Annotated in this window: 15 protein-coding genes; 10 read left to right on the forward strand and 5 right to left on the reverse strand. The window is 63.7% G+C overall.

Annotated features, from left to right (window positions below; translation table 11 throughout):
- The first annotated feature begins 86 nt into the window (after positions 1-86).
- The 3 genes from mutS (at position 87) to NKI35_RS04590 (ending at position 3,975) form a co-directional block, all read left to right on the forward strand.
- Positions 87-2,816, forward strand: a complete 2,730-nt coding sequence (gene mutS / locus NKI35_RS04580; protein WP_023708202.1) for a DNA mismatch repair protein MutS — start codon at positions 87-89, stop codon at positions 2,814-2,816.
- A 73-nt stretch (positions 2,817-2,889) separates the two neighbouring features.
- Positions 2,890-3,354, forward strand: a complete 465-nt coding sequence (locus tag NKI35_RS04585; RefSeq protein WP_023703547.1) for a nuclear transport factor 2 family protein — start codon at positions 2,890-2,892, stop codon at positions 3,352-3,354.
- Positions 3,355-3,420: 66 nt separating this feature from the next.
- Positions 3,421-3,975 (forward strand): TetR/AcrR family transcriptional regulator, encoded by a 555-nt coding sequence (locus NKI35_RS04590; protein ID WP_023703548.1) that lies wholly within the window; start codon positions 3,421-3,423, stop codon positions 3,973-3,975.
- A gap of 4 nt (positions 3,976-3,979) precedes the next feature.
- Here the strand turns inward: NKI35_RS04590 and NKI35_RS04595 are convergent, their stop codons facing one another.
- The 4 genes from NKI35_RS04595 to NKI35_RS04610 form a co-directional block, all read right to left on the reverse strand.
- Positions 3,980-4,738: an MBL fold metallo-hydrolase gene (locus NKI35_RS04595; protein ID WP_245261098.1), complete on the reverse strand. Its 759-nt coding sequence runs from the start codon at positions 4,736-4,738 to the stop codon at positions 3,980-3,982.
- A 52-nt stretch (positions 4,739-4,790) separates the two neighbouring features.
- The gene (locus NKI35_RS04600) at positions 4,791-5,636 is read right to left on the reverse strand and encodes an aldo/keto reductase (protein ID WP_023685133.1); all 846 of its coding nucleotides are present in this window, start codon (positions 5,634-5,636) and stop codon (positions 4,791-4,793) included.
- A 92-nt stretch (positions 5,637-5,728) separates the two neighbouring features.
- The gene (gene copM / locus NKI35_RS04605) at positions 5,729-6,112 is read right to left on the reverse strand and encodes a CopM family metallochaperone (protein WP_023685134.1); all 384 of its coding nucleotides are present in this window, start codon (positions 6,110-6,112) and stop codon (positions 5,729-5,731) included.
- A 43-nt stretch (positions 6,113-6,155) separates the two neighbouring features.
- Positions 6,156-8,669, reverse strand: a complete 2,514-nt coding sequence (locus NKI35_RS04610; RefSeq protein WP_023831185.1) for a heavy metal translocating P-type ATPase — start codon at positions 8,667-8,669, stop codon at positions 6,156-6,158.
- A 176-nt stretch (positions 8,670-8,845) separates the two neighbouring features.
- On the opposite strand from NKI35_RS04610, the gene NKI35_RS04615 reads away from it, so the two are divergent.
- From NKI35_RS04615 to NKI35_RS04640, 6 genes are all read left to right on the forward strand, one after another.
- Positions 8,846-9,688 (forward strand): glycosyltransferase family 25 protein, encoded by an 843-nt coding sequence (locus tag NKI35_RS04615; RefSeq protein WP_023698944.1) that lies wholly within the window; start codon positions 8,846-8,848, stop codon positions 9,686-9,688.
- Between the two features lie 33 nt (positions 9,689-9,721).
- A complete protein-coding gene (locus NKI35_RS04620) occupies positions 9,722-12,517 on the forward strand; it encodes a [protein-PII] uridylyltransferase (protein WP_023685137.1) in 2,796 nt (931 codons plus the stop codon).
- A 58-nt stretch (positions 12,518-12,575) separates the two neighbouring features.
- The gene (gene murJ / locus NKI35_RS04625; RefSeq protein ID WP_352738792.1) at positions 12,576-14,183 is read left to right on the forward strand and encodes a murein biosynthesis integral membrane protein MurJ; all 1,608 of its coding nucleotides are present in this window, start codon (positions 12,576-12,578) and stop codon (positions 14,181-14,183) included.
- A gap of 172 nt (positions 14,184-14,355) precedes the next feature.
- Positions 14,356-15,423: a tryptophan--tRNA ligase gene (trpS, locus tag NKI35_RS04630; protein WP_023672858.1), complete on the forward strand. Its 1,068-nt coding sequence runs from the start codon at positions 14,356-14,358 to the stop codon at positions 15,421-15,423.
- A gap of 101 nt (positions 15,424-15,524) precedes the next feature.
- A complete protein-coding gene (locus NKI35_RS04635; RefSeq protein WP_023672856.1) occupies positions 15,525-16,016 on the forward strand; it encodes a universal stress protein in 492 nt (163 codons plus the stop codon).
- Positions 16,017-16,203: 187 nt separating this feature from the next.
- Complete coding sequence (locus NKI35_RS04640) at positions 16,204-16,773, forward strand: NifU family protein (protein ID WP_023685140.1); 570 nt, start codon at positions 16,204-16,206, stop codon at positions 16,771-16,773.
- Between the two features lie 183 nt (positions 16,774-16,956).
- Here the strand turns inward: NKI35_RS04640 and NKI35_RS04645 are convergent, their stop codons facing one another.
- Entirely contained in the window at positions 16,957-17,574 is a 618-nt protein-coding gene (locus tag NKI35_RS04645; protein WP_023692663.1) for a L,D-transpeptidase, read from the reverse strand.
- Between the two features lie 238 nt (positions 17,575-17,812).
- On the opposite strand from NKI35_RS04645, the gene cueR reads away from it, so the two are divergent.
- Positions 17,813-18,232: a Cu(I)-responsive transcriptional regulator gene (gene cueR, locus NKI35_RS04650; RefSeq protein ID WP_352738794.1), complete on the forward strand. Its 420-nt coding sequence runs from the start codon at positions 17,813-17,815 to the stop codon at positions 18,230-18,232.
- The last annotated feature ends 255 nt before the right edge of the window (positions 18,233-18,487 follow it).

Here is an 18,487-nt window from a genome sequence, read left to right on the forward strand (position 1 = left end):
GCACAAGCCGCCGTCGAGGCCGGTCGTCCCCTGCTTTTCGGGCCGCCGGCATTAAACCCCGCACCCACATCTGCTAGCGTGCGGGCATGAACATGCACACTTCAGCAGAAACCGACGCCCCCGAGGTGACACCGCCTGCGCCCGTCGGCAGCGTCACGCCGATGATGGAGCAATATATCGAGATCAAGGCGGCGAACCCGGATTCTCTGCTGTTCTACCGCATGGGCGATTTCTACGAGCTGTTCTTCGACGACGCCGAAAAGGCGAGCAAGGCGCTGGGCATCGTCCTGACCAAGCGCGGCAAGCACCAGGGTAACGACATTCCGATGTGCGGCGTGCCGGTGCATGCGGCCGACGAATATCTGCAAAAGCTGATCGGCCAAGGTTTTCGCGTTGCCGTCTGCGAGCAGATCGAGGACCCGGCGGAAGCCAGGAAGCGCGGCGGCAAATCGGTGGTGCGCCGCGACGTCGTGCGGCTGGTGACGCCCGGCACCATCACCGAGGATAAATTGCTGGCGCCGTCGGAATCGAGCTTCCTGATGGCGCTAGGGCGGGTGAAGGGCGGCAACAGCGGTGACGCCTTCGCCATGGCCTGGATCGAGATCTCGACCGGCGTCTTCCGCGTCGCCGAAACCACGGCCGACCGCCTGCTGGCCGATGTCTTCCGCGTCGACCCGCGCGAGCTGATCGTCGCCGAGCCGGTGTTTTACGATCCCGAGCTGAAGCCGGTGTTCGACGTCATCGGCCGCGTCGCCAGCCCGCAGCCGCCGTCGCTTTTCGATTCGGCTTCGGCAGCGGGGCGGATCGCGCGCTTCTTCGAAGTGGCGACGCCTGACAGTTTCGGTGCCTTCTCGCGCGCCGAATTGTCGGCGATCTCGGGCGCCATCGCCTACGTCGAAAAGACGCAGAAGGCCGAGCGGCCGCCTTTGTCGCGTCCCGAACGCGAGGAGCAGGGCTCGACGCTGTTCATCGATCCTGCGACACGCGGCAATCTGGAACTGTTGCGCACGCTGTCGGGCAGCCGCGACGGCTCGCTGTTCAAGGCTATAGACCGCACGGTCACCGGCGGCGGCGCCAGGCTGCTCGCCGACCGGCTGATGGCGCCGCTGACCGATCCGGCGGCGATTGCCGCCCGGCTTGATTCGGTATCGTTCTTCCGCGCCGAGACGCGGCTCTGCCAGGCGGTGCGGTCAAGCCTGAAGAGCGTCGCCGACATGCCGCGAGCGCTGTCGCGGTTGGCGCTCAACCGCGGCGGCCCGCGCGACCTCGGCGCGCTGCGTGCCGGCTTCGAAGCGGCGGCCACCATTGCCGAACTGTTCGGAACGACCGTCCTGCCCGCTGAGCTGACCGCGGCACTTGCCGCGATAAAGGCGCTGCCGCGCGCGCTGGCCGAGCATCTGACCCAGGCTCTTGGCGAGGAACTGCCGCTGCTGAGGCGCGACGGCGGCTTCGTGCGCGGCGGCTACCATGCCGAACTCGACGAAATGCGGGCGCTGCGCGACGAATCGCGCAAGGTGATCGCCGGACTGGAGCGCTCGCTGATCGAGGAGACCGGCATCCGCTCGCTGAAAATCCGGCACAACAATGTGCTGGGCTATTACATCGAGGTGACGGCCAACCACCATTCAATCATGACCGGAAGCGACGGCGCCAAGGCGCGCTTCATCCACCGCCAGACCATGGCCAATGCCATGCGTTTCACCACGACCGAACTTGCCGAACTCGAGACCAAGATCGCCAATGCCGCCGACCGGGCGCTGAGCATCGAGCTTGCCGCTTTCGATACGCTGACGGCTGAGGCGGTCGGCGAGGCGCAGAAGATCCGCGCCGGCGCCGATGCGCTCGCCGTGCTCGACGTGTCGGCGGCGCTCGCGCTGTTGTCGGAGAGCGAAGCCTGGTGCCGGCCGCTGGTCGATTCCAGCCTTGCCTTCGACATTTCGGGCGGGCGCCATCCTGTGGTGGAACAGGCGCTGCGGCGTTCGGGCGAAGGGCCGTTCGTCGCCAATGATTGCGATCTGTCGCCGCAAGACGGGGCCAAGGCCGGCGCGATCTGGCTGCTCACCGGTCCGAATATGGGCGGTAAGTCGACCTTCCTGCGGCAAAACGCACTGATCGCCATCCTCGCCCAAACCGGTTCCTTCGTGCCGGCGACATCGGCCCATATCGGCGTCGTCGACCGGTTGTTCTCGCGCGTCGGCGCCTCGGACGATCTGGCGCGTGGCCGCTCCACCTTTATGGTCGAGATGGTCGAGACGGCGGCGATCCTCAACCAGGCCGGTGAGCGGGCGCTGGTGATCCTCGACGAAATCGGCCGCGGCACCGCCACTTTCGATGGCCTGTCGATCGCCTGGGCGGCGGTCGAGTACCTGCACGAGAAGAACCGCTGCCGGGCGATCTTTGCCACCCATTTCCACGAGATGACGGCGCTGTCCGGCAAACTGCCGCGCCTTTCCAACGTCACCATGCGGGTCAAGGAATGGGAAGGCGACGTCGTCTTCCTGCACGAGGTCGGCAAGGGTGCCGCCGATCGCTCCTATGGCGTTCAGGTCGCTCGACTTGCCGGTCTGCCGGAAGCGGTGGTCGGCCGCGCCAAAGAGGTGCTGCATCAGCTCGAGGAAGGCGATGTCTCCGGCAAGGCCAACCGACTGGTCGACGATCTGCCGCTGTTTTCGGTGGCAATGAAGCGGGAAGCGGCAAAGCCTGCGAAGAGCGACGCATTGGGCGCAGCGCTGGGTGAGATCAATCCAGACGAGATGACGCCGCGCGAGGCGCTGGAAGCGCTCTACCGGCTGAAGGGGCTGGCGGGGAAAACCTAGCCCGATTTCGGCCTTGACCAATTGTACCGATTGGTACAATGCTCGCCATCGCCTTTGCCGATGGGAGAATGACATGAGCCGTCCGCCGCTGCCGCCCTTCACCGCCGAGACCGCCGCGCAGAAGGCGCGCATGGCCGAAGACGCCTGGAACAGCCGCGATCCCGAACGGGTTTCGCTCGCCTATACGCAAGACAGCACCTGGCGCAACCGCGCCGAGTTCGTCTCGGGCAGAAATGAGATCGTCTCCTTCCTCACGCGCAAATGGGCGCGCGAGCTGGACTACCGGCTGATCAAGGAGGTCTGGACCTGGAACGACAACCGCATCGCGGTGCGCTTTGCCTATGAATGGCGCGACGACAGCGGCCACTGGTTCCGCTCCTACGGCAACGAGAATTGGGAATTCGACGCGGATGGACTGATGCGTAGGCGCGTCGCCAGCATCAACGACCTGCCGATCGCCGAGGGTGAGCGCAAATATCACTGGCCGCTCGGCCGCCGGCCGGACGACCATCCCGGCCTGTCCGAACTCGGACTTTAGAATATGATCCCTAGAGCTGTGTCGCGGTTTTCGGCAAAGATCATGCTCAAGCGGAAAAACTAGCGCATGCGCAGGATCGCGCCCGATCGCGCCGATTTGCTCTCCATCATCGGCGAGGTTTTCCGCGAACACGGCTATGAAGGGGCGAGCCTGGCGCGGATCGGTGCGGCGACCGGCCTAGGCAAAGGCAGCCTTTACCACTTCTTCCCCGGCGGCAAGGAAGAGATGGCGGCGGCTGTCATTGCCCATATAGATGGCTGGTTCGAGGAGAATGTCTTCGTGCCGTTGCAGGACAGGGCCGACCCTCGTACGGGCATCGACCGGATGTTCGAAGCGACCGAGAGCTATTTCCGGTCGGGCCGCCAGGTGTGCCTGATCGGCGCCTTCGCGCTGGACGAATCCCGCGACCTCTTCGCCATCGCGATCAGAAGCTACTTCGGCCGCTGGGTGGCGCATCTTGCCGAAGCGCTGACCCGAAGCGGGCACAGCGCTGACAGGGCGGACGAACTCGCCGAAGAAGCGGTCGGCGCCATCCAGGGCGCGCTCACGCTGGCACGCGCCTTCGACGACACGGCAGTGTTTTCCCGCGCGTTGCGACGGGCGCGGGCGGCGCTCGGCTAGAGTGCTACAAGGGCTCGAAGCGGAAAGCCGTCTCGGTTCGAAAAACCCGGCCGACGCCGGGCGAATCAAGATGCGCGCCGGCAACGTAGCAGTCGTTGTTGGCCGCAAGCGCCAGCATTTGCAACCGGCTTGCCCTCGCCTGCTGCTGGTCTGCGTCGAATTCCCACGTGATCTCGGGTCGATCGAATTGAAGCGACGGCACATGTACGATGTCGCCCCAGATCAACAGTGTTTCGCCTGCGCTCACAACGCGAAAGCAAGTGTGGCCGGCTTCATGGCCAGCGGAGCCGATCGTATCGATGTCAGCGCTGACGCGCTGTCCAGCATCGAGAGGCTGGGCGCGATCGTGGAAGCGTTCCAGCCTCGCCACGTCGCGAAACATGCCGAGCTCAGCGCGCGGGACAAGCAGGCGAGAGAGCTGCGGGAAGCCGTCGTCACCATCGGCAAGGATGAGCCCGTGTATATGGTCGAGATGGGTGTGGGTGAAAGCAACAGTCCGAATCCGGTCGGTGGCGATCTTCGCCTCGCGCAGCGCCTCGGGCAGGTGCCCCATTGTCGGGTGCCAGGCGTTCGAAGCCCCTGTGTCGATCAGCGTGATGTCGTCGCCGTCATCGATGGCGAAGGCGTTGACCGACAGCCTGAGCGCACCGTCGACGAGCGGTACATGCGAGGGCAGGTTGTCACCGAATGTCCGGTCTCCGGGCTGGCGCAGCCGCCTGATTGGCATGTCGACGTAACCGTCGCGCAGCGACGTGACCGTCATGGCTCCGACTCTATACGCCGTATGATGATACCCGGTCGAAACCCGTTCCAATCTAGATCATCTCCAGCCCGCGCTTGCGCGTCGGCGGTGGAAAGGCGCGGTCGAGTTCGGCGAGGTCTTCGGCCGTCAGCTCGATGTCGAGCGCGGCAACATTCTGGCGGACATGCTCCTGGCTGCTCGCCTTCGGGATGGCGATGACACCGGGCTGCGCCATCACCCAGGCAAGCGCGATCTGTGCTGCCGTGGCGTTGTGGCGGGCGGCGATGGTTTCCAGCCTGGAATTGCGCGCCAGCGCGCCCTGCTCGACCGGCGAATAGGCCATCAGCGGGATGCCGCGCTGCCGGCTCCACGGTGCGAGATCGAATTCGGGGCCGCGCCGCGACAGATTGTAGAGCACCTGGTTGGTCTGGACATGATTGCCAGACGACAGGCCGGTCAGCTCCTCCATTTCGTCGGTGTCGAAATTGCTGACACCCCAGTGGCGTATCTTGCCGGCCTCCTTCAGCGCCTCGAAAGCCTCGACGGTTTCAGATAGAGGCACACTGCCCGGCCAGTGCAGGAGATAGAGATCGATGCGGTCGGTGCGCAGGCGCTTCAAGCTGTTTTCGCAGGCCCGCGCCACGCCGGCGCGCGAGGCATTGGACGGCAATACCTTGGAGACAAGAAAGAGTTCGTCGCGGCGCCCGGCAATGGCTTCCGCTACCACCTCCTCGGCGCCGCCGCTGGCATACATTTCAGCGGTGTCGATCAACGTGATGCCGAGGTCCAGCCCGAGCTTCAGGGCATTGACCTCGCCGGCGCGGCGGCGGGAATCCTCGCCCATCTTCCATGTGCCCTGTCCCAGCACCTGGACGGCCTCGCCCGAAGGCAGTGTGGTGGCTCTTATCGTCGATGGCATGTGGGCTCCTGGCGCCGTGTAATCGATGCGAATGGCATCACAAGCACGGAGAGAAATCCAGAATGAATCTCTCCGGCATGGCCGTTGCTGCCTTACTTCGCCGGATGGGCGGCGAGCCAGGCCTGCATCTTGGCGATCTCGGCTTCCTGCGCGGCGATGACATCTTCGGCCAGCTTGCGGATTTCGGGATCCTTGCCATTGGCGAGTTCCACCTTGGCCATGTCGATCGCGCCCCGATGATGCGGGATCATGCCGCGCACGAAATCGACATCGGCATTGCCGGAATATTCGATCATCATGTCGGTGTGCATCTTGTCCATCGCCGCCTTGTAGCCGTCGGTCGAAGGACCTTGCGCGCCCATCGCGCCCATGTCGTGTTTCATCTCTTCGGATTGCGCCGGGACGCTTTCGAGGAAAACGGCAAGCAGCATTCCCGCCGCCATCATCAAAAGCACGATCTTCTTAGCCAAGGTCATCCATGATCTCCTGTTGATTGATATTCGTATCTGGGGGCTTTGCTCAGAGTTTCAACGTCCGCAGCCGCAATGCGTTGGCGATGACCGAAACCGAAGACAGGCTCATGGCCGCCGCCGCCAGCATCGGCGACAAAAGCGTGCCGGTCAGCGGATAGAGCACGCCGGCGGCAACCGGCACGCCAAGCACATTGTAGAGGAAGGCGAAAAACAGATTCTGGCGGATGTTGCGGATCGTCCCCTGGGCGAGCGTTCGGGCCCTGACGATGCCGTTGAGATCGCCCTTGACCAGCGTAATGCCGGCGCTCTCGACAGCGACATCGGCGCCGGTGCCCATGGCGATGCCGACATCGGCGCTGGCCAGGGCCGGCGCATCGTTGACGCCGTCGCCGGCCATGGCGACGCCCGCACCTTTCGCACGCAACTCCTCGACAAGGGCTGCCTTTTGTTCCGGCAGCAGGCCGGCGCGCACCTCGTCAATGCCAAGGCTTTTGGCGATGGCGCGCGCCGTGCATTCATTGTCGCCGGTCGCCATGATGATCCGCAAGCCTCTGTCGTGCAGCGCCCTGATCGCCTCGGCTGTCGTTGCCTTGACCGGATCGGCGACCGCGACAATGCCGGCCAGTTTTTTGTCCACCGCAACGAACATCGCCGTCTTGCCTTCTGCCTGCAGCGCCTCGGCCCTGGCCGACAGGGAAGCGGTGTCGATGCCGACATCGGCCATCATGGCGGCGTTGCCGAGCGAAACCTTCCTGCCAGACACCGTGCCGGATACGCCCTTGCCGGTGACGGCGTCGAAGCCGCCGGCCTCAACGAGCGTCAGGCCGCGTTCGCCGGCGCCGCCGACAATGGCCTCGGCCAGCGGATGCTCCGAGCCTTTTTCCAGGCCGGCGGCGAGCGCCAGCAATTCATTCTCAGACAGGCCTTCGGCAGCGACGACATCGGTCAAGCGAGGCTTGCCTTCGGTCAAGGTGCCGGTCTTGTCGACGATCAACGTGTCGACCGAAGCGAAGCGCTCGAGCGCGGCCGCGTCCTTGATCAGCACGCCCGCGTGCGCCCCGCGCCCGGTAGCAGTCATGATCGACATCGGCGTCGCCAGGCCGAGCGCGCAGGGGCAGGCGATGATCAGCACCGAGACCGCCGAGACGATGGCAAAGATCAAGCTGGGTTCGGGACCGAAGATCGCCCAGGCGGCAAAGGCCATGAGCGCGACCAGCACGACGGCCGGCACGAAGTAGAAGGAGACGCGATCGGCTAAACCTTGAATCGGCGCGCGCGAACGCTGCGCCTTTGCGACCAGCTCGACGATGCGCGAAAGCGTCGTTTCGGAGCCTACCTTTTCGGCGCGCATGATCAGCGAACCGTTCTTGTTGAGCGTGCCGCCGGTCAAGGCATCGCCTTTCGTTTTTTCGACCGGCAGCGGCTCGCCCGAGATCATCGATTCGTCGATGGAGGAACGGCCTTCCGTTACAGTGCCGTCGACCGGCACGGCGTCGCCCGGACGGAGGCGTAGGTGGTCGCCGGCCTTGACCGCAACGAGCGGCACGTCGGTGTCGGAGCCGTCCTCCCCGATCAGCCGTGCCGTCTTCGGCGCCAGGTCGAGCAGCGCACGGATGGCCGAGCCGGTCTTTTCGCGCGCCCGCAATTCGAGCACCTGACCGAGGAATACCAGCGCGACGATGACGGCGGCTGCCTCGAAATAGACCGGCACTGTGCCGCCATGACCGCGGAACTGGTGTGGAAAAATGTCCGGGAACAGAGTGGCCGCCACGCTGTAGAGATAGGCAGCGCCGACACCGAGCGAAATCAGCGTCCACATATTGGGGCTGCGGTTGACCAGCGACTCCCAGCCTCGGTGGAAGAACGGGAAGGCCGCCCACAGCACGACGGGGCTGGCCAGCGCCAATTCCAGCCAGACCATCGTTCGCCCGTCGACAAACGCCTGGAACGTCAGGCCGAGCATCGGCGCCATGGCAACGATCAGCAGCGGCAGGGACAGCACCGCGCTGACCCAGAACCGTCTGGTGAAGTCTACCAGTTCGGGGTTCGGGCCCTCATCGCCAGTGGGAACGCCCATCGGCTCAAGCGCCATGCCGCAGATCGGGCAGGAGCCGGGCTTGTCTCTTATCACTTCGGGATGCATCGGGCAGGTGTATTGCGTGCCTTTCCGCACTGGCGACGGCGTCGGCCTGTCACCGAGATAGTTTTGCGGCTCGGCCTCGAACTTCGCCCGGCAGCCGGCCGAGCAGAAATAGAAACCCTGGCCTTCGTGGCGGAAAAAATGCCTGGCGGTAGCGCGGTCGACACTCATGCCACAGACGGGGTCGGTGGCGGTCAGGTATTTTTCGGGCCCGGCGACGAATTTCGTACGGCAACCCTCGCTGCAGAAGTGAAAGAGACGGCCGCCATGCTCGGCCGTCGGCTTACCGGCTGCCGGATCGACGCTCATGCCGCAGACCGGATCGCGCACCACTGCTTCGGCGGCCGGCTCAGCAGCCTTTGCCGTACAGCAGTTGCCATCGGCCGCGTGCGCGTGGTGGTGATGCTCGGAATGCGCCATCGAAAAGTGCCTTATATCTGTCTGGGTGAGGAGGTAGTGCTTCCAGTAACTGGAAGGTCAAGGGGCGATTTCCACTTTTCGATCGTGGCCGTCATCGCGCACATCGAGGGAAAATCGCTTACGCAACTTTGTTCCCATGCTATGGACGCGCGTCCCACTGCATCGATCCCACCCAAATGAAATGCCTGATTATCAATCTCGATCGGTCCCGCGATCGCCTCGCCCATGTAACGGCGGAGTTCGCGCGCATCGGCATCGCCTTCGAGCGGGTCGCCGCCATCGATGCGCGAGATCGGCCGGATCTGGCCGAAATGCCGCAGGGCAAGAAGCATTTGCGCCTGGCCGACGCCGAGATTGCCTGCCTGCTCAGCCACCAACAGTGTTGGTCGATGATCGCGACAGGTGAGGATGCTTACGCGGCGATTTTCGAGGACGATGTCGTTTTCCCGGACAAAGCCGGTGCTTTGCTTGCCGATGCGGGCTGGATTCCCGCCGATGCGGACATCGTCAAGTTGGAAACGTTCTTCAACCGGACCGTAATTTCACGCAAGCAAGTCGCCTGCGGCCACGGTTTTTCTGCGAGCAGACTGCACGGGCTCCATATCGGTACGGCGGGATACATCCTGTCCAGACAGGCCGCGCAGGACCTTCTTGCGGCAACGAAGGAGATCAGCATTCCCGTCGATCACCTCATCTTCAATCCGCGTTTTGCGACCTCGTCCGACAAGGTCATTTACCAACTCGTCCCGGCATTGTGCCTGCAGGCACAATTCCTCGGCGACAGTCCGGTGAGATTGCCAAGCCTGCTGAAGCAGGAGCGAACAGAGGAATGGGTGGCAAGCGGGATAGGCAAACAGCGCCAGAAGCCAATCACCGCCAAGGTAAGGATCGAGGCCAGGCGGTTGACGCGGCAGATCGCCGATCTCTTCCGGCTCCGGCGCGAGATGATCATCCCTTTCTGGTATCGCGGCCGACGCGTCCGTCCGCCCCATACACAGCGCCGTGAAAACGCGCTATAGACGCCGCGCAAAGGCGAGGCCCACCGGCAATCCATGGCAAAAATCTCCCTCAAGCTCGACGCGCTGATCGACAGCGAGGCTTTGCGCCGCGACATGACGGCGCTGATCTCGGCGGCCAGCGGCGCCGAGCCCGGCGCGCGCGTCGGCGCGCTCCGGCTGCTGAAGGATCGGCTGACCGAGGGCCGCAAGGTTGCCGAGCGCATGCTGATGGACGATGGCAGCGGCACGGCATGCGCCGCCCGGCTGTCGCATCTGATGGACGAGATCATCCGCGCCCTCTACGAGTTCGCCGCGACCCACGTCTACCGGGTGAAAAGCCCCTCGACCGCAGAGCGCATGGCGGTCGTTGCCGTCGGCGGCTATGGCCGCGGCACGCTGGCGCCGGGCTCCGACATCGACCTGTTGTTCCTGCTGCCCTACAAGCAGACGCCGTGGGGCGAACAGATCGTCGAATATATGCTCTATATGCTGTGGGACCTCGGGTTGAAGGTTGGCCACGCCACCCGCAACATCGACGAGTGTCTCAGGCTGTCGCGCAGCGATATCACCATCCGCACCACGATCCTGGAAGCGCGGTTCCTGTGGGGCGAACAGAAGCTCTTCGACGAATTGCTCACCCGCTTCGACCATGAAGTGGTGCGCACCACCGGACCGGAATATGTGCAGGCCAAGCTCGCCGAACGCGACGATCGCCATGCCAAGGCCGGCGAAAGCCGCTATCTGGTCGAGCCCAACGTCAAGGACGGCAAGGGCGGCCTGCGCGATTTGCAGACGCTGTTCTGGATCGCCAAATACTTCTATCGCGTGCGCACAGGCGAGGAACTGGTCGACAAGGCTGTGTTCACCGAGGCCGAATACCGGGAATTCCTCAAGGCCGAGGATTTCCTCTGGGCGGTGCGCTGCCACATGCATTTCCTCACCGGCAAGCCAGAGGAACGGCTGCATTTCGATATCCAGCGCGAGATTGCCGAACGTCTCGGCTACACCACCCATCCCGGTCTGTCGGCGGTCGAGCGCTTCATGAAGCACTACTTCCTCGTCGCCAAGGATGTCGGCGACCTCACCCGCATCTTCTGCGCCGCGCTCGAGGAAGAGCAGGCCAAGCATGTGCCCGGCTTCAACCGCATCTTCCTCACCTTCCAGCGCCGCAAGCGCAAGCTGGCAGGCACGTCGGACTTCATTGTCGACAATCACCGCATCAACGTCGCCGACGACAGCGTGTTCGAGCGCGACCCGGTCAATCTGCTCAGGCTGTTCTGGTTCGCCGACAAGCACGGGCTGGAGTTCCATCCCGATGCGCTGAAGCTGCTCACCCGCTCGCTCGGTCTGGTCAACAAGTCGCTGCGGCGCGACGAGGAGGCCAACCGGCTGTTCCTCGACATCCTGACCTCGGACCGCAATGCCGAGCTTAATTTGCGGCGTATGAACGAGGCCGGCCTGCTCGGCAGGCTGATCCCCGATTTCGGCAGAATAGTCGCCATGATGCAGTTCTCGATGTACCACCACTATACGGTGGACGAGCACCTGATCCGCTGCATCGGCGTCTTGGCCGAGATCGAGCGCGGCGACGGCGAAAAGGTGCATCCGCTCTCGCACACGCTGATGCCGGGGCTAGAGAAGAGCCGCGAGGCACTCTATGTCGCGGTGCTGCTGCACGACATCGCCAAGGGCCGGCCGGAGGATCACTCAGAGGCCGGCGCCCGGATCGCGCGCCGCATCTGCCCGCATATGGGGCTGTCGGCGGCCGACACCGAGACAGTCGCCTGGCTGGTCGAGAACCATCTGGTGATGTCGATGACGGCGCAGACGCGCGACCTCAACGACCGCAAGACGATCGAGGATTTCGCCTCGATCGTGCAATCGGTCGAGCGGCTGAAAATGCTGTTGATCCTGACCGTCTGCGACATCAGGGGTGTCGGGCCGGGCGTGTGGAACGGCTGGAAGGGCCAGCTCCTGCGCACGCTCTACTACGAGACCGAACTGCTTTTGACCGGCGGCTTCTCGGAAGTGTCGCGCGCCAAGCGGACGGCGGCGGCGCGCGAGCGGCTGGCCGAGGCGCTGGCCGATTGGCCGGACAAGGCCCGCAAGCGCTATGTCGGCCTGCATTATGAGAACTATCTGCTGACGGTCGACCTCCCCGATCAGTTGCGCCATGCCGAATTCATCCGCGAAGCCGACGCGGCAGGCAAGAAGCTCGCCACCGTGGTCAGGACCCACCAATTCGAGGCGGTGACCGAGATAACCGTGCTGGCGCAGGATCATCCGCGCCTGCTTTCGGTCATTGCCGGCGCCTGCGCGGGAGCCGGCGGCAACATCGTCGACGCGCAGATCTTCACCACGTCCGACGGCCGCGCGCTGGACATCATCCTGATCTCACGGGAATTCGACCGCGATGAGGATGAGCGCCGTCGCGCCGAGCGCGTCGGCCGGCTGATCGAGGACGTGCTGTCGGGCAAGAGCTGGCTGCCGGAGATGATCGAGAAGCGCACCCGGCCGCGGCGCGGCGCCAAGGTGTTCAAGATTCCGCCGCGCGCCGAAATCCGCAACACGCTGTCGAACCGGTTTTCGGTGATCGAGGTCGAGGGACTGGACCGGCCTGGGCTGTTGTCGGAAATCACCAGTGCGTTGTCCGATCTCTCGCTCGACATCGCCTCGGCTCACATCACCACCTTCGGCGAGAAGGTGATCGACACTTTCTATGTCACCGACCTTACGGGGCAGAAGATCGACAACCCGGCACGCACCGCCACCATCCACGCCAGGCTGATCGCGGCGCTTGAAGGCGTTGTCCCAGAGCGCGGCGGCAAGGCCAAGGCGGCGGCCGAGTGACCATCACTTTGTCCCAATCACCCCCTTTGTCCCAATCATCCAGGCAATCTCCCCGCGCATGAGCCTCGTCAAGAAATTCGCCACGGTTGCGTCCGGCACGCTGATGAGCCGCGCCCTTGGCTTTGGCCGCGAAATGCTGATGGCGGCCGCACTCGGCACCGGGCCGGTGGCGGACGCCTTCAACGCCGCCTTTCAGTTTCCCAACACGTTTCGCCGGCTGTTTGCCGAAGGCGCCTTCAACGCCGCTTTCGTGCCGCTGTTTGCCAAGGAGATCGAGACTCACGGCACCGACGGCGCCAAGCGCTTTTCGGAGGAAGTGTTCGGCGTCCTGTTCACCGCACTTCTGGCGCTGACCATCGTCATGGAATTGGCGATGCCGCTGATCGTGCGCTATCTCGTGGCGCCGGGCTTTGCCGACACGCCGGGCAAATTCGAGACGACCGTCCTGCTGGCGACGATCATGTTCCCGTATCTCATCTGCATGTCGCTCGCAGCCATGATGGCCGGCATGCTGAATTCGCTGCGCCGCTATTTCGCGGCTGCCGTGGCGCCCGCATTCCTCAACATCATCCTGATCAGCGTGCTCGGCTACGCCTGGTACCACGGCATGGATGCCCGTGAGGTTGGTTTCAGCCTGTCCTGGGGCGTGCTGGCGGCGGGGCTGGTACAGCTCGCCATTGTCTGGGTGGCTGTGCGCAATGCCGGCATCGCCATCGGCTTTCGCCGGCCGAAGATGACGCCCAACGTCAAGCGCCTGCTGATCCTGGCGCTGCCGGCGGCGATCACCGGCGGCATCACCCAGATCAACCAGCTGATCGGCACGGCGATCGCGTCGGCGCAGGACAGCGCCGTGTCCTCGCTTGCTTACGCCGACCGCATCTACCAGCTGCCGCTCGGCGTCGTCGGCGTCGCGGTGGCCATCGTGCTGTTGCCGGAGCTGTCGCGGGCGCTGAAATCGGGCAATCTGGTCGAGGCGGCCAATCTGCAGAACCGCTCGGTCGAGTTCACGCTGTTCATGACCTTGCCGGCGGCGGCGGCCCTTTGGGTAATGGCGGAGCCGATCGTGCGGCTGGTCTATGAGCGCGGCGCCTTCGCCGCCAACGGCTCGACGCCGACCGTGGCCGCGATCCTGGCGATTTTCGGCCTCGGCCTGCCGGCCTTCGTGCTGATCAAGGCCTTCACTCCCGGCTATTTCGCCCGCGAGGATACGCGCACGCCGATGATGTTCGCCGCCATTTCGGTCGGCGTGAACGTGATCACGGCACTGACGCTGTTCCCGAAAATGGGCGCGCCCGGCATTGCGGTGGCCTCGGCCGTGGCCGGCTGGGTCAACGCTGTGATGCTGCTTGCCGTGCTGATCCGACGCGGCCATTGGGGCCGCGACGCGCCGCTGCTGAAGCGCATTCCGCGCCTGGTGCTGTCGGCTGCGGTGATGGCGGTGGCGCTCTATTTCGCCGAGCACTGGCTGGCCGTCAGGCTCGGCCCCGGCTCGCCACTGGTGATCAAGGCCGTGACGCTGCTGGCGCTCGTGGCCGGCGGAGCGGCTCTCTACTTCGTCACGGCCTTTGCCACCGGCGGCGCCGATTTCGGCATGATCCGGCGCAATGTGAAACGCGGCTCGGGCAAGGCAGCGGCGCCAGCGCCAAACGCCGATCTGGACGAATAGTCCGGGCGAGCTAACAGCAACACCGGTCTTGATCCTCTCCGCCCCTTCGTCCATAAGCGCGCCGTCGCAAGACTTTCGCCGCGCGTGGTTTCCAGCCGCGTGATTGGCTCCGAAAAGTCTGCAACTTTTCGGAATCACGCTTATACGGCCCTCCACAAGCCATGAGGAACCCATGACCGCCTTCAAACAGCTCGTCTTTTCCGGGGTACAGCCGACCGGCAATCTGCATCTCGGCAACTATCTCGGCGCCATCAAGAAATTCGTCGCCCTGCAGGACACGTCAGACTGCATCTATTGCGTCGTCGACCTGCATTCGCTGACGGCACAACTCGTCCATGACGACCTCGCCGACCAGACCCGCTCGATTACCGCGGCCTTCCTTGCCTCCGGCATCGACCCGAAGAAGCACATCGTCTTCAACCAGTCGCGGGTGATGCAGCATGCCGAGCTTGCCTGGATCTTCAACTGCGTGGCGCGCATCGGCTGGATGAACAAGATGACGCAGTTCAAGGACAAGGCCGGCAAGGACCGCGAGAACGCCTCGCTGGGCCTGCTTGCCTATCCCTCGCTGATGGCGGCCGACATCCTGCTCTACCGCGCCACCCATGTGCCGGTGGGCGAGGACCAAAAGCAGCATCTGGAGCTGACCCGCGACATCGCGCAAAAGTTCAATAATGATTTTTCGAGCCGCATCGCCAGTCTTGGCGTCGGCGTCGAGATGCAGGTTGGCGAAGAGACGGTAAACGGGTTCTTCCCGATAACCGAACCGGTGATCGGCGGGCCGGCGGCGCGCATCATGAGCCTGCGCGACGGCTCCAAGAAGATGTCGAAGTCGGACCCGTCGGATCTGTCCCGCATCAATTTGACCGACGATGCCGACACCATCTCGAAGAAGATCCGCAAGGCCAAGACCGACCCGGAAGCGTTGCCAAGCGAAGTCGACGGCCTGGAAAGCCGCCCGGAAGCGGAAAACCTGGTCGGCATCTATGCAGGGCTGGCCGAGATGTCGAAGGCGGACGTGCTGAAGGAATTCGGCGGCCAGCAGTTTTCCGTGTTCAAGCCGGCGCTCGCCGACCTTGCCGTGGAAAAACTGGCGCCGATCGCCGGCGAGATGCGCCGTATCGAGGGCGACCGCGCCTATGTCGACGCGGTGCTGAGAGACGGCGGCGAACGCGCCGGCGCGCTGGCTGAGACCACCATGAAGACGGTACGCGACATTATCGGCCTGTTGCAGGGCTGATCCTACCGTCAGTGCACCGCACCATTCTGGCCCAAGGCCGGCGGCTTGCCGCCGGTCTGTCGCGGTGGCAGATTGCGGCCGAAAACATCGAGTAGATAGACATGGTCTCCAAACGCCTCAGTCGCGAAGCCGGCCATCGCAGGAAATTCCTGACGATCATCGACGACACGCCGGAGTGCGAGCGCGCCGTCGCCTACGCCTCCAAGCGGGCGCAGAGCACCAGCGGCACGCTGGTGCTGCTCTACATCATCACACCTGACGACTTTCAGCACTGGCTGGGCGTCGAGAAGATCATGCGCGAGGAGGCCAATGCCACGGCACGCGCGGCACTCGACGGCTACGCCAACAAGGTGCGCCAGAAGCTCGGCATCGAGCCCGAGATGGTAGTGCGCGAAGGCAAGCCTACCGAAGAGATCCACAAGCTGATCGAGGAAGATCAGGACATCGCCATCCTGGTGTTGGCGGCAGGTGCCGGCAAGGAAGGACCCGGGCCGCTGGTCGGGGCTGTTGCCGGCAAGGGCGCCGCCTTCCCTATTCCCGTCACAGTGGTGCCGCAGAACCTTTCCGACGAGGAGATCGACAGCCTCGCATAAAGAGTGATGCCGGAAAGTGTGAAGCGGTTTCGGATGGATTTTATAGCCCGCGCGGGATTCATTCCCAGCCAGCAAAACATTCCGCCAGCCAGCCATTTTGAGCGACGCGTTTCGCTTGAATGTCCAGCCGATTGAGCCTATTTAGAACCATTCCAAACTAGCTGCCCGACTGGGCACGGAGACGGCCATGTTCATCCAGACCGAATCGACGCCGAACCCGGCAACGCTGAAGTTCTTGCCCGGCAAGGAAGTCCTTGTTGAAGGCACCGCCGATTTCCGCGACGCCGACAGTGCAGCCAGCGCCTCGCCGCTGGCCGGCCGGCTGTTCGAGATCCCCGGCGTGACCGGCGTCTTCTTCGGCTATGACTTCATCACCGTGACCAAGGACGGCCCGGACTGGCAGCACCTGAAGCCGGCGATCCTGGGCGCCATCATGGAGCATTTCATGTCGGGCGCGCCCGTCATGGTCAACGCCGGCCCCGCCGCCGAGACCAGCCAGACCGGCGAATTCTACGACAAGGCCGATGAGCAACTGGTCATCACCATCAAGGAACTGCTCGACACCAGGGTGCGCCCGGCGGTTGCCCAAGATGGCGGCGACATCACCTTCCGCGGCTTCGAGAACGGCACCGTGTTCCTGCACATGAAGGGCGCCTGCGCCGGCTGCCCGTCCTCGACGGCGACGCTGAAGCACGGCATCCAGAACCTGCTCCGCCACTTCGTGCCGGAAGTACAGCAGGTCGAGCAGGTCTCCTAAGACCCCTTCACGCATTCGAGCGAGCAACAAAAAACCGGGCCAGATTGCCCGGTTTTCTGTTTTGGACGTCCGTTGTTGCCTAGACGGTCCGCGTACGAAGGGTAACGCCTATTTTGACCATGGTCTTCCCGAAAACCGGTTCCACTTTTCGCTTTCGTGGACCTCGGTTCCGGATCATGGTCCCTACATCACGATGACCTTGGCGCCGACCGACGTGCGGTCGTAGAGGTCGATGATGTCCTGGTTCATCAGCCGGATGCAGCCTGACGACATCGCCTTGCCGATCGAATTCCATTCCGGACTGCCGTGCAGGCGGTAGCCCATGTCGCCGCCCTTGTTGAACAGATACATGGCGCGCGCGCCGAGCGGGTTCTTCAAGCCCGGCTCCATGCCGCTCGCGAACTTCGCTAGCTCCGGCTGGCGCTGGATCATCTGCCGCGGCGGCGTCCAGGTCGGCCATTCGCGCTTCAGCGCGATATGGGCGGTGCCGTGCCATTCAAAGCCTTCGCGGCCGACGCCGATGCCGTAGCGGATCGCCCGGCCGTCGCCTTCGACGAAGTAGAGAAACTTGTTCTGGGTATCGACGACGATGGTGCCCGGCTTTTCCGAGGTGTCGTAGTTCACCTCTTGCCGGTGGTACTTCAGCGGCACCCTCTCGATCGGGATGCGCGGCAGTTGGTAGCCTGCATCGTTCACCGAACCGTAGTTGTTGGTGAACAGTTGCGAGCCGATCGTGCTGCAACCCGAGATCGCGGCCGACAACGCAAGTGCGGCGACGATTGCAAATGACTTCATGCGCATGAAATGGTCCGATGCCCCGCCAAGATGTCGCGACACGTTACGGCCGCTTTTCCTGAAACCATTCATGCTGGCATTTGCTTTGCTTGCCAAGCGCGCGATGCCTATATGCAGGAGCTTACGTGCCGGTAAGCCGTCAACTATGGCATTTCGGCAACAGGACTCACGGGATTGTGAAGGAAAAACAATGGTCGGTCCTGTCGGATAGCCTAGAATCAGGGAACCACATCGAGGAATCACAATGAATGTAGGCGACGCCGCGGCGCGGTCCGGCCTGCCGGCCAAGACCATCCGCTACTATGAAGAGATCGGCCTGATCGCCCCGGCGCGCGCCGGCAATGGCTATCGCGATTATTCCAGCGACGACATCCATCGGCTAGCCTTCCTGCGCCGCGCCCGCAACCTCGGCTTTTCAATCGACGATTGCCGCCAGCTGATGGCGCTCTACCGGGACCGCAGCCGCGCCAGCCACGATGTGCGCGAGATTGCCGCCGCCCATGTCAGCGCCATCGAGGAAAAGGTGCGCGAGCTGCAGTCGATGCGCACGACCTTGCAGACGCTGATCCATGCCTGCCATGGTGACGACCGGCCGGATTGCCCGATTTTGGATGACATTGCGGGGGCTGCGCTACTCGAGAACAGGCCGGCTTCGGCCATATAGGTAGTATCTCGACTGACTAAAATACGGGAACGTCCAAGGGACAAGAACGGAACCAAAGCGGTTACATCAGACCTTTGCGTTCACGGCGCAAGACTTTAGTCCGGGCGCCTTATAGCTAAGAACGGAAGTTGATCGGCGGACGCAGGGGCGTTCCGGAGCAATACCAGACCGCGCCGATACAGATATGGTGCGATCGCGGAAGGCGCTCGGATCAAGTTGTAGCCTCAGTTCTGTCAACCGTATAATCGCCGCCAT

Origin of the sequence: Mesorhizobium sp. M0676 (assembly GCF_040320535.1) — a bacterium.
Taxonomy (GTDB): Bacteria; Pseudomonadota; Alphaproteobacteria; order Rhizobiales; family Rhizobiaceae; genus Mesorhizobium.

Coding starts and splice junctions, on each gene's coding strand:
- NKI35_RS04620 (WP_023685137.1), top strand. CDS start 9,722: ATGGCAAAAATCTCCCTCAAGCTCGACGCGCTGATCGACAGCGAGGCT.
- NKI35_RS04615 (WP_023698944.1), top strand. CDS start 8,846: ATGAAATGCCTGATTATCAATCTCGATCGGTCCCGCGATCGCCTCGCC.
- trpS (WP_023672858.1), top strand. CDS start 14,356: ATGACCGCCTTCAAACAGCTCGTCTTTTCCGGGGTACAGCCGACCGGC.
- NKI35_RS04590 (WP_023703548.1), top strand. CDS start 3,421: ATGCGCAGGATCGCGCCCGATCGCGCCGATTTGCTCTCCATCATCGGC.
- murJ (WP_352738792.1), top strand. CDS start 12,576: ATGAGCCTCGTCAAGAAATTCGCCACGGTTGCGTCCGGCACGCTGATG.
- cueR (WP_352738794.1), top strand. CDS start 17,813: ATGAATGTAGGCGACGCCGCGGCGCGGTCCGGCCTGCCGGCCAAGACC.
- NKI35_RS04640 (WP_023685140.1), top strand. CDS start 16,204: ATGTTCATCCAGACCGAATCGACGCCGAACCCGGCAACGCTGAAGTTC.
- NKI35_RS04585 (WP_023703547.1), top strand. CDS start 2,890: ATGAGCCGTCCGCCGCTGCCGCCCTTCACCGCCGAGACCGCCGCGCAG.
- mutS (WP_023708202.1), top strand. CDS start 87: ATGAACATGCACACTTCAGCAGAAACCGACGCCCCCGAGGTGACACCG.
- NKI35_RS04645 (WP_023692663.1), bottom strand. CDS start 17,574: ATGCGCATGAAGTCATTTGCAATCGTCGCCGCACTTGCGTTGTCGGCC.
- NKI35_RS04600 (WP_023685133.1), bottom strand. CDS start 5,636: ATGCCATCGACGATAAGAGCCACCACACTGCCTTCGGGCGAGGCCGTC.
- NKI35_RS04610 (WP_023831185.1), bottom strand. CDS start 8,669: ATGGCGCATTCCGAGCATCACCACCACGCGCACGCGGCCGATGGCAAC.
- NKI35_RS04595 (WP_245261098.1), bottom strand. CDS start 4,738: ATGACGGTCACGTCGCTGCGCGACGGTTACGTCGACATGCCAATCAGG.
- copM (WP_023685134.1), bottom strand. CDS start 6,112: ATGACCTTGGCTAAGAAGATCGTGCTTTTGATGATGGCGGCGGGAATG.
- NKI35_RS04635 (WP_023672856.1), top strand. CDS start 15,525: ATGGTCTCCAAACGCCTCAGTCGCGAAGCCGGCCATCGCAGGAAATTC.